Source organism: Runella sp. R5_40 (genome assembly GCF_057652295.1).
Genome location: NZ_JBYFCH010000020.1, coordinates 44,875 through 56,328 on the forward strand (window position 1 = coordinate 44,875; position 11,454 = coordinate 56,328).

Genomic DNA, 11,454 nt, shown 5'->3' on the forward strand with positions numbered 1-11,454 from the left:
AACAGTTCCCTTTTGGGAATTAGGGGGCTATAACCAGTAAATTGTATGCCAGGAACAGAATTATACGGCGCAGAAGAGCGCAAAGAAATTAATGACGTTTTAGAGACAGGAGTTTTCTTTCGTTTTAACCACGAAGCACAACGTAATAATATTTGGAAAGCCCGCGAAATGGAAGCGGAAGTGTGTAAAGTAGTAGGTGCCAAATACGCCCATGCCGTTTCAAGCGGTTCGACGGCCATTCAAACTGCGCTTGTAGCAGCAGGTATTGGCACAGGCGACGAAGTGATTGTACCACCATTCACGTATATCGCTTCGGTTGAAGCCGTTTTGATGATTGGTGCCTTACCCGTTTTTGCCGAAATCGACGAAACACTTTGCCTTTCAGCCGAAGGAATCCGCAAAGTTGTCACGCCTAAAACCAAAGCCATTTGTTTGGTACACATGTGTGGCCAAATGGCTGACATGGATGCCATTATGGAGGTTGTCAATGAGCATAACCTTATTTTGGTAGAAGATGCAGGACAGGCGATGGGCGCCCATTACAAAGGAACGTTTACGGGGCTTTGGGGTAAAACAGGTGCCTATTCGTACGACTTTTTCAAGATCGCTACCGCAGGTGAAGGCGGCGTATTCGTAACGAACGACGAACAAGCCTATAAATTTGCCGATAGCTATTCTGATCACGGTCACGACCACATTGGCAACAACCGTGGTATGGAACAACACCCGATTATAGGCTTCAACTACCGCATTTCAGAACTTCATGCGGCTGTAGGCTTGGCCCAAACGCGTCGTGTACCATACTTAGTAGAAAAGAACAACGAGCACAAAAAGTGGTTGATGAACCGCCTTGCCAACGTACCTGGGGTTTCTTTTGCGCGCATCCCCGATACTGAAGGCGATTCAGCTACGTTTTTGAATTTATTGTTGCCAGATACTGAAAGTGCCCAAGCCGTAGTGGCCGAACTAAACGCTGCAGGTGTAGGTGGGTTCAACTATTGGTTTACCAACATGTACCACTTTATCAACCAGTGGGATCACCTCAAAGAAATGCGTACAGCGGGTAAATTAGCGGTTCAAGTATTGGGTGCTCCGCAAGATTATGCTAACCTTGATTTACCAAAATCGCAAGAAGTAATTGGACGTTTGATATCGTTTGGAGTACGCGTTACGTGGACACAAACTGAGCTTGAAACGCTTGCCAATAACCTCGAAAAGGCGATTCGCAAAGCAATGGCAGCTTATACGTGCTAATGCTCATTTTCAAAAGTTTTAATAAATCAATGGTAATTTGTATTAACGGATAACAGTGCTTTAGCACCTTAGATTCATGCATAAAAATTTCAAAGGAATCGAAAAAACCGTTTTTGGACGGGGAAGTTTTAGCCAATTGGGTGAAATCATCGCCCCACACCGTAGCGAAAACAACGGCTACATGGTGTTTATTGTTGACAACTATTTCAAAGGAAAAGAATTAGAAGGCCGCTTGCCCGTTCAGCCCGAGGATACCGTTTATTTCATCGACGTTGACCCGCACGAACCTACCACTGAGCAAATTGACACCTTGCGCGATGAGATTTTGGCCAGCAAAGGTTTGCCTTCGGGCATCATTGGAATTGGCGGCGGGGCCATTATGGACATTGCCAAGTGCGTGTCGTTGATGGTAACCAACGAAGGGTCTTCTACCTTATACCAAGGCTTAAATCTCATCAAAAAACCAGGCATTTACCACGTGGGCGTTCCTACTATTTCTGGAACTGGCGCGGAGGTTTCGATGACGGCCGTATTGACAGGCCCTGAGAAAAAACTGGGCTTAAAATGCGAATGGACGGTTTTTAACCAAGTGGTACTTGACCCCGAGTTGATTGCGACTGTTCCACGCGACTGGTGGTTTTATGTGGGAATGGATACCTATATTCATTGCATCGAGTCAGAAAATGGGCAGTTTAACAATGCCTATTCGCACGCTTTTGCGGAGCAATCGATGAAGCTTTGCCGTGATATTTATTTGGGTGAAAATAGCGGACAAACGGCCGAAAATGACGACAAACTGATGGTTGCCTCGTTGATGGGTGGTTTGAGCTTGACGTATTCAGAAGTGGGTATTTGCCATGCGATTAGCTATGGTCTTTCAAAGATTTTGGGAATGCGCCATTGTTATTCCAACTGCATCGCCTTCAATCATTTGGCAGATTACTATCCAGAAGGAGTAGCCGAATTTAAACAAATGGTGGCTCAACATAACATCACATTACCACAAGGATTGTCGAAAGACTGGACCGATGAGCAAATCACAGCGATGGCCCATGTCTCGTACAAGCTTGATCACATGTGGAATCATGCTGTCGGGTATGATTGGAGAGAGAAAGTGACAATTGCAGACATCGAAGCAATTTTTAGACGACTGTAATTTGAAAAAATCAGGTAAAATAAAGACACCTCCCGCTAAATTTCAGACCAAAAGTGCGGCGGCCATTGCAAAACGAACCGAAGAAATCAACGCAAATTCATTGAAAGGCTTGGTGATTCGTTCGACAGGCTCTTGGTACGACGTTCGTGATGAAGAAGCACAAATCTGGCGCTGCCGACTGCGGGGAAAATTTAAGTTTCAGGACTTAAAAGTAACCAACCCCGTGGCTGTAGGTGACCGTGTGTTTTGGGAAATTGAGGATGAATCGTTGCAAACGGGCATCATTAACGACATTGAACCACGTGCCAACTACATTGCACGGCAGTCGGTTCAAAAATCGGCCCACTCTCACTTACTTGCCGCCAACGTTGACCAAGCGATTATCGTAGCCACTTTGACATTTCCTCGTACATCGTTGGGGTTCATCGACCGTTTGCTGGTGGTTGCCGAATCGTTTCGGATTCCGAGTGCAATCATTTTCAACAAACAAGATTTGTTTGACGAGGAAACCAAAGAATACCAAGACTACTTGATTCAGCTCTATCGAGGGTTGGGTTATACGTGTTTTACCACATCGAGCGTCACAGGTGAAGGCGTGGAATCTTTTCGGGAGCTTCTTTCGGGGAAGATTTCGGTTTTGTCGGGGCACTCAGGCGTGGGTAAATCAACATTGGTCAATGCCATCGCTCCGCATCTTAACCTACGCACCAACGAAGTTTCGACCTTTGCCAACAAAGGCGTCCATACCACGACTTTTGCCGAAATGTTTGAGCTGGCGCCCTCTACCTTTATCATTGACTCGCCTGGCATCAAAGAGTTGGGTTTATCGGAGATTGAAGAAGAGGAAATCAGTCACTATTTCCCCGAAATGCGTGATTTGTTGAACGAATGTCGTTTTAACAACTGCCTTCACATTGACGAGCCCAAATGTGCCGTCAAAGACGCCGTAGAAGCAGGTACCATTGCCATGAGTCGCTACGAAAGCTACTTGAGCATGGTCGGCGGGCAAGACAATCGCAAATAATTTTTTTGATAGGCTTAAAAGCAAAAGAGGCGCAAATTGCGCCTCTTTTTTCTTGGTGGGGGTTGATTGAATTATTAATACCCTGGATTTTGCTGGAATACAGAAACCCCTTCTGCATTTTTTGCACTACGGTCAATCTGTGTTTGTGGAATTGGGCGCACGTTGTGAATAGCTTTGATGTTAGTGGCGGCTTGCGGATTGTACTTCTGTACTCTCTCAACTAACAAACCCCAACGTTTCAAATCCATCCAACGAGTTTGCTCACCCGCCAACTCACGACCCCGCTCTTCAATGATTTGCTCAAAGTTCATGTCAGCTTCTTTGATAAGCATGGCATCTTTTTTACCTGGCCAACCTGCACGGAAACGTACTTGGTTGAATGCTGCGACGGCTTCTGCCTTGTTTCCTGACTGCAAATAAGCTTCTGCTTGCATCAGTAACACATCCGCCAAACGGAACACAAAATAATCACGGCTACCTGCTTCATACGTTAGGTCAGGGCGCTTGGTATCAAAAAACTTGGTCAATGTAGGAAATAAAGCCTCATTGTACATACTTGGCACCAATACTTGGTATTTTTTGGCAGCACGTTGCGCCTTAGTCCATTCAACTCCTGGAATAAAAATGGCCGTGTCGCCAGCAGCGAAGGTTATCTTCGTTTTTGAATCATCAAAAGAAGGATTCAAGTTGGCTCCTGGGTTATTTGAGAGCCACGTATCTCTGAACGTCTTTTTGTAGCGTGAGTCATTGGTTCTATCTGCAAAAAGCGTATTCAACAAATACGAAGTAGGTCTCAAGCGTTTGAACGGACGACCATAGAATACGTCGCGTTTCATACCTGGCTGCACATCATACTGCATCCCAAAGAACAAGTGAAGGTTATTTCCACCGTTAGTTGCCCCTGTGTTGTTGGTCAAGTTAGTCAAAGGATCCGACGTATATTGAACTGCAAATACTACTTCACTATTCACTTGGTTGTTTTCGTCAAAAACACTTGCAAAATCATCCAACAACTTAAAGCCATACGCTGTAGTTACTGTTTTGCACAAAGCCGCAGCTTTGGCAAAGTCGTCAGCGGCTTTAGAAGCAGAATAAGCTTTGGCTAAATATACTTTCGCCAACAAAGTTTCAGCTGCAGGTTTTGTTGCACGTCCATAGTCAGATGATTGTGCTTTTGCTTCCAATGCAGGAATGGCATCTTCCAAGTCTTTGATGATAGCCGCATACATTTCAGCATCCGAAGCTCTTTTGGTCTCTTTGGTAGGAGCCAAAGTTTCCTTCAAACGCAAATCAACCCCACCAAATTGTTGGTGTAAGATATAGTAATAATGCGCTCTCAAGAACTTAGCTTCAGCAACTCTCAATTTTTTGACAGCATCCGAAACTGTTGCCGCTGGGGCTCTATCAATAATTGCATTACAAGTGTTGATACCGCGATAAAGTTCATCCCACGTATTAATGATATAATCGACAGTTGGGTTAAGTTGGGTATCGTAAAAGTGAAAACCTTTATAACCTCCATCCGCACCCGTCGCATAAATATCGGTGCCATACTCCGTGAGGGTAAGCCCTTGCTGAGTTGCGTAGTAATACCTAAGTGAGGAATAAGCTGACTTTACTGCGTCTTCAAATCCTTTCGGGGTATTTATGTAGTCATTACCAATGCCTGATACGACTTTTTCATCCAAAAGATCCTTACATGACTGAGTTGTTAATAACAACGCTGCCACACCAAAGATTTTAATGGGTTTTATTATATTGTTTAATTTCATTGTCGTGAATGTTTTAAAAGTCTTTGTTTAAAAATCTAAATTAGAACCGAACGTTCAAACCCACCGTTGTAACCGACGTTGCAGGAACAACGTTTGAGCTAACCGATGTTGTACCATTACCCGATGAAGTAATTGTTGCTTCAGGGTCGATACCATTGTACTTGCTACGGTATTCAGACCAGATTTTTGGCTGTTGAATACTCACATACAGACGTAGCGACTCTAATTTCAATTTATTAGCAACACTTTGTGGAACCGTGTACCCAAAGTTAACATTTCTTAATTTAACGAATGTTCCGTCAAAATAAATCAATGTAGTATTGTACTGAGGGAATTCTTGGGTACTAAATGGACGAGGGAACTCATTCGTTGGATTGTTTGGTGTCCAATAATCTACTTTGATTTGTTGGTAACGACCAGCCAATTGGTTTCTATCTTGGTGGAAACCACTTACAATCATATTACCGAAACGACCGAACAAGAAGGCTGACAAATCAAATCCTTTGTAAGAAAAGCGTGTTGTAAACCCTGCGCTAAAGTTAGGAATATCCGAGCCGAGCAATACCCTATCCAAGGCATTGATGACACCGTCTCCATTCGTATCTTGTACTTTTATTTGGCCTACACCTGCGCCAAGTGGGTTCGCTTTATCGCCTGGATAGAATTTAGCAGCAGTTTCTTTTTCTTCTAATTGCCAAATACCTAACTTTTTATAGTCAAAGTACGAGTTCAAAGGCTGTCCGATAAACCAACGGTTACCTAAGTCATCCACTTTTCCGTTGTAAAGTGAGATAATCTCTTCTTTATTTTTGGTAAATGTGAAATCAGTAGTCCATTTGAAACCACTCGCAGTATTTACGTTAACAGTCGTAAAGCCTAACTCAATTCCTTTGTTACGCGTTTGACCAACGTTACGAGTCACGGCTCCAAAACCAATTGAACCTGGCAGCTGATCAGACAATAGTAAGTCGGTTGTATTTGTTTCGTACAATTCCAACGAACCTTGGATACGGCCTCTCAAGAAACTAAAGTCAACCCCAATGTTAGCAGTAGCCGATGTTTCCCATTTCAAGTCAGGGTTTCCGATGGTATTTGGACGGTATCCAAAGGCTGCGGTAGTTCCCCAAGCATAAGCAGTTCTTGTCAACAACCCTTGTGTTTGGTAAGGTGCCACCCCTTGGTTACCCACTTTACCCCAACCTGCACGAAGTTTCAATAAATCAATCCAAGTCACCCCTTTCAAGAAAGGCTCATTGCTAATGTTCCATCCCAATGCAATTCCAGGGAAGTTACCATATTTCGTATTTTCACCGAAACGGCTAGAACCATCGCGACGAATAGTAGCCGTCAAGAGGTATTTATCGTTAAAATCGTAATTGATACGAGCCATGTACGAGTTAATCGTCCATTGAGTCAAACCACTACCTACACCCAATACTGACCCTGCGTTTCCAAGGTTATAAAACTGTTGTGATTCAGCAGGAACACCCTGTACGTCAGTCGTGTATCTTTCAAAATTATCTCTTTGGATAGATTGAAGTACTGTGGCACCAAAGTTGTGTTTTTGAGCGAAAGTTTTATTGTACGTTACAATATTCTCTAATGTCCAGTTGAAACCAAAGTCATTGCGTGTAGAAGCTTGCGGATCGCCTAATTTACGTGCGTTGGTAGCTGCACCAATAAAACGTCCCCAACGTGAAATCGTAAAATCTGGGCCAAAGTTTACACGATACTTCAAGCCTTCAATAATTTTCACTTCCGCATAAATACTATTGAAGATGCGGTACTTTTTAGTATTATCTACCTGAGCACCTGGAACAATCTCGGCCAATGGGTTGGTCAACAAGGCATCATTCGTTGGAGAAAAGATGATGTTTCCATTATCATCATAAGGACGCGCCAATGGGTTTTGCTGAATTGTAAAACCATAAGGGTTTAAGTTTTCGCCATTTCTGATACTATACATCGTATAAGAAGAAAGACCGACCTTCAACCACTTGTTAACACTATGGTCGATATTAGCTCTCAACGAAATACGCGTATAATCTAATCCAGCGGTAATCCCTTTATCTTGAAAATAACCTCCCGAGATATAAAACTGCGTTCTATCATTTCCACCTTGTACACCTAGAGAGTGGTTCTGCATAGCTCCGTTTCTTAAAAGCAAATCCTGCCAATCTGTATTTGTACCAGCGGCAAGTCCTTTCGCTACGGCAGGGTCACCACCTAAAACGGCCACTTTGGCATCTGCTGCGGCATCAGCAACACCCGTTGGAACAGGATTTCCAGCAGCATCTTTATAACCGTTGGTAGCACGATAGGCTTCACGAACATATTCTGCAAATTCTGGCCCGCTAAACAATTGAATCTTATCGAGTGGCTTAGAAACCCCACCGTACGTATCAAATGTTACCGTCGTTTTTCCTTTCACTGGGCCTCTTTTCGTTGTTACAAGTACTACCCCGTTGGCACCTCTGGCACCGTAGATAGCCGTAGCCGTAGCATCTTTCAATACTTCCATTGAGGCCACGTCACTTGGGTTTAAGTCTTCATAACCAGCCGAAAGAGGAATCCCATCAACTACATAAAGTGGGTCGTTTCCAGCATTAAACGAACGACGACCACGAATCAAAATTTTAGGAACTGACCCAGGTCTCGAACCTGACTGAGATACATCAACCCCAGCTACGCGTCCTTGCATGGCCTGGCCGATACTGGTGATAGGCATCTCTTGAAGTTGTTTGGCCGTTACCTGCGAAATCGCCCCCGTCATTTGGCTCTTTCTCTGCGTACCATAACCCACAACGACTACTTCCGTTAGTGATTTTTGGTCAACCACAAACGTCACATTAATCGTTGTACGGTTTCCAACGGTGATTTCTTGCTTTTCAAAACCAACGGCCGAAAAAACCAACACAGCGCTATTGTCTTTTACAGTCAGCTTAAAGTTACCATCAGCGTCGGTATTAGTCCCAGTTGTAGTACCTTTTACGATAATACTTACGCCAGGGATTGCAGTATTATCTTCGGAAGACACAACCTTACCTGTCACCGTCTTATCTGCATTCACAGTTGCAGTTACTCTCACGCCACTGCCATTCGTTGGTGGGGTTTTGGCCTCTGCCCCTGATGCACTAAGCACCACAGCCGCCGCCCACACACTACACAAGATAGAAATTTTCCTCATGATTTGTCAAGGTGATTTTAAGTAGGAGATAGAATTATTTTGGGTTTTTGTATTTACTAATAGGTTTGAAACACGTTCGAGTTTAAGATTACTCTTCAAAACAGACAATATTTTATCCAGATTATTCTACGCAAACGTTATCGGGAACGTTGCCAAAATGGTAGTTTTCAAATTCAAAGTTGGTTTTATTCCTTTTTTTTAGGCATATTACCTTTGTTTTCACTTTGAACAATCGACTATATTTTTGTACTATTTTAATATCAAAAAGTTATTTCAGTACACCAATAGGCTTTTTTTGCCGATGTAATTTATTTCTAAGAAATTTTCCAGATAATCAAACCAAGGAGAGCAACCCCTACCACTAGGGCAATAAACCAGCGAATAAAATAAAGGGCAGAAGCCAAAGGTTTGACTTCTTGATCGAGGGGGTCAATTTCGGGAATGGTGTTTACAGTCTCAATCACACGCTTCCAAAGACCACGCACCTCTTGGGCAGACATACCCATATAAGCATCCGACAATTGGCCTACCAATGCCCGTGCTTCTTCGACTTCATCTGATTTGTAGGGGTGGTTATTGAGCCAAACTTGCCAGAAGTTACTCAATTCCATATCGTCAGGTTGCTGCACCCACTTTATAAAAAGTGGTTCTGCTGCAAAATCCTCAACGGTGTACTGAGCAAAATTTTTCATCGGGTACTTTGGCAATTCAACTAAGAATAAATACTGCCAAATAAGCGACCAACTCCACGATTCTACTGACAAAAACCTAAATTTTAGAAACAGACTTTTAAGTGTGTCTTAATCGTAGTTAATACGGCTTACGATACTGCGCCCGAGGGTGATTTCGTCGGCATACTCCAAATCACCTCCGATGGGGATGCCACGCGCTATGGTTGAGGTTTTTACGCCAAAAGGCTTCAATTTTTTCTGCAAATAAAACGAAGTAGTATCGCCTTCCATGGTGGGGCTAAGGGCCAAAATAATTTCTTTGACCTCCGTATTGCTTTGTAGGCGTGAAAGCAGACTTTCTATGTTCAAATCGCTCGGACTTATCCCTTCTAGGGGTGAAATTATCCCCCCTAGTACATGATATAGCCCATTAAATTGCCCCGTATTTTCAATGGCCAAAACGTCGCGACTGTCTTGTACAACGCACAAAATACTACGATCGCGTTTGGTACTGAGGCACACCCCACAGAGCTCATCATCCGAAATATTGTGGCACTGTTTGCAGTATTGCGTTTTTGTCCGCACTGCCACCAAAGCAGTAGCCAAGCTTTGAACATCTTTTTCTGGCCGTTTGAGCATGTGTAACACAATACGAAGTGCGCTTTTTTTTCCGATACCAGGCAATTTGGCTACTTCACTAACGGCTTCTTCGATCAGTTTGGAGGGGAAATTCATGTAGAGCTATAAACGAATATTTTACAAAAATACGAATTGTAGCAGCATTCTGCAAAGGCTTTTTGGGCACTCCACGCTTGTCAATGGCAATGACAAAAGCTGACGACAATCAGTTTTTGTGTGTGAGAGATGTTACAAAAGGCCGTGGGGTAACCCCCTACTTTTGTTCCAACAATTAACAACACAAAAACACATTTACTAACATGAAAATCGAGCAAATTTACACGGGATGTATTGCCCACGCGGCCTATTATTTGGAGAGCAACGGCCAAGCAGCCATTTTTGACCCTCTCCGCGAAGTACAGCCGTACATCGACCGCGCGGCCAAAGACAATTCCAAAATCAAATACGTTTTTGAAACCCACTTTCACGCCGATTTTGTCAGCGGTCACTTGGATTTGATGAAAAAAACGGGCGCGACCATTGTATTTGGCCCTACTGCCAAACCTGCCTACGAAGCTACTGTTGCCGAAGACAACCAACTTTTTCAGGTTGGCGACTGCACCGTGAAGGTCATTCATACGCCTGGGCACACCATGGAAAGCACCACCTATTTGCTCATCGACGAAAATGGCAAGGAGCATGGCCTGATTACGGGAGACACCTTATTTATAGGTGACGTTGGTCGGCCTGATTTGGCACAACACGTCATTGCAGATTTGACAGAAGAAAAACTAGCTGGTTATCTTTTCGATTCGTTACGAAATAAAATCATGCCCCTCAGCGACGACCTCATCGTTTATCCTAACCACGGGGCAGGTAGTGCCTGTGGTAAAATGATGAGTAAAGAGACAACCGACACCCTCGGCAATCAGAAGAAGTTTAATTATGCCCTTCGTCCTGACATGACAAAAGACGAATTTATCACCTCCTTATTGACTGGATTGACAACGCCGCCTGGCTATTTTCCGCAAAACGTTTTGATGAACATCAAAGGTTACGAAAGTTTGGACAATATCATGGATCGCGGAAACCGTCCACTTTCGGCCGAAGAATTTGAGACGGCAGCTAATGAAACCCAAGCACTGGTACTCGACACCCGCAGCGCAACCGACTTTGCCAAAGGCTTTATTCCTAACAGTATCAACATTGGCATCGATGGTAGTTTTGCCCAATGGGTCGGTGAAATGATTCCTGGCGTAAAACAAGAGATTTTGCTAGTGACCGACGAAGGCCGCGAGGAGGAGTCTATTATCCGTCTTTCTCGGGTAGGGTATGACAACACATTGGGGTATCTCAAAGGTGGCTTTAACGCTTGGAAATCTGCCAACAAAGACATCGAAACCGTCGATAGAATCACCGCTGAGGAGTTTGCAGAACAATTCACGACGCAGCAGCCGATTGTGATTGATGTGCGCAAAAAAAGTGAATTTGATTCAGAACACGTGGAGGGTGTCACCAATATTCCATTAAATACCATCAACCAACATTTAGCCGAATTTCCAAAAGACAAACCCTTTATTTTACATTGTGCAGGCGGATACCGCAGTATGCTGGCTGCGTCGATTTTAAAATCCAGAGGTTGGGATAATTTTGTGGACGTAGCAGGTGGGTTTGCCGCCATTAAAGCTACAGCTAAAGTCCCCGTTTCAGATTATGTTTGTCCAAGTACCTTGTTATAGTACATCAATATATTTATAAACAGAAAAGCCCCT

General features: G+C 43.7%; 8 protein-coding genes. 4 read left to right on the forward strand and 4 right to left on the reverse strand.

Annotation, left to right across the window (positions count from 1 at the left end; translation table 11 throughout):
* Window positions 1-45: 45 nt before the first annotated feature.
* From AC23N5_RS24630 to rsgA, 3 genes are all read left to right on the forward strand, one after another.
* Window positions 46-1,254 (forward strand): DegT/DnrJ/EryC1/StrS family aminotransferase, encoded by a 1,209-nt coding sequence (locus AC23N5_RS24630; protein ID WP_487757658.1) that lies wholly within the window; start codon window positions 46-48, stop codon window positions 1,252-1,254.
* Window positions 1,255-1,330: 76 nt separating this feature from the next.
* Window positions 1,331-2,410, forward strand: a complete 1,080-nt coding sequence (locus AC23N5_RS24635; protein ID WP_487757659.1) for an iron-containing alcohol dehydrogenase family protein — start codon at window positions 1,331-1,333, stop codon at window positions 2,408-2,410.
* A 100-nt stretch (window positions 2,411-2,510) separates the two neighbouring features.
* Window positions 2,511-3,434, forward strand: coding sequence for a ribosome small subunit-dependent GTPase A (gene rsgA / locus AC23N5_RS24640; protein ID WP_487757718.1), 924 nt, complete (start codon window positions 2,511-2,513; stop codon window positions 3,432-3,434).
* A gap of 74 nt (window positions 3,435-3,508) precedes the next feature.
* Here the strand turns inward: rsgA and AC23N5_RS24645 are convergent, their stop codons facing one another.
* From AC23N5_RS24645 to recR, 4 genes are all read right to left on the reverse strand, one after another.
* Window positions 3,509-5,206, reverse strand: coding sequence for a RagB/SusD family nutrient uptake outer membrane protein (locus AC23N5_RS24645; protein ID WP_183975774.1), 1,698 nt, complete (start codon window positions 5,204-5,206; stop codon window positions 3,509-3,511).
* A 40-nt stretch (window positions 5,207-5,246) separates the two neighbouring features.
* Window positions 5,247-8,393, reverse strand: a complete 3,147-nt coding sequence (locus AC23N5_RS24650) for a SusC/RagA family TonB-linked outer membrane protein (RefSeq protein ID WP_487757660.1) — start codon at window positions 8,391-8,393, stop codon at window positions 5,247-5,249.
* Between the two features lie 314 nt (window positions 8,394-8,707).
* A complete protein-coding gene (locus tag AC23N5_RS24655) occupies window positions 8,708-9,085 on the reverse strand; it encodes a hypothetical protein (protein WP_028522310.1) in 378 nt (125 codons plus the stop codon).
* A gap of 108 nt (window positions 9,086-9,193) precedes the next feature.
* The gene (recR, locus tag AC23N5_RS24660) at window positions 9,194-9,799 is read right to left on the reverse strand and encodes a recombination mediator RecR (RefSeq protein ID WP_028522309.1); all 606 of its coding nucleotides are present in this window, start codon (window positions 9,797-9,799) and stop codon (window positions 9,194-9,196) included.
* Between the two features lie 203 nt (window positions 9,800-10,002).
* On the opposite strand from recR, the gene AC23N5_RS24665 reads away from it, so the two are divergent.
* Window positions 10,003-11,421 carry an MBL fold metallo-hydrolase gene (locus AC23N5_RS24665; protein ID WP_487757661.1) on the forward strand — a complete coding sequence of 473 codons (1,419 nt, stop codon included), beginning with the start codon at window positions 10,003-10,005 and terminating at the stop codon, window positions 11,419-11,421.
* Window positions 11,422-11,454 lie beyond the last annotated feature (33 nt).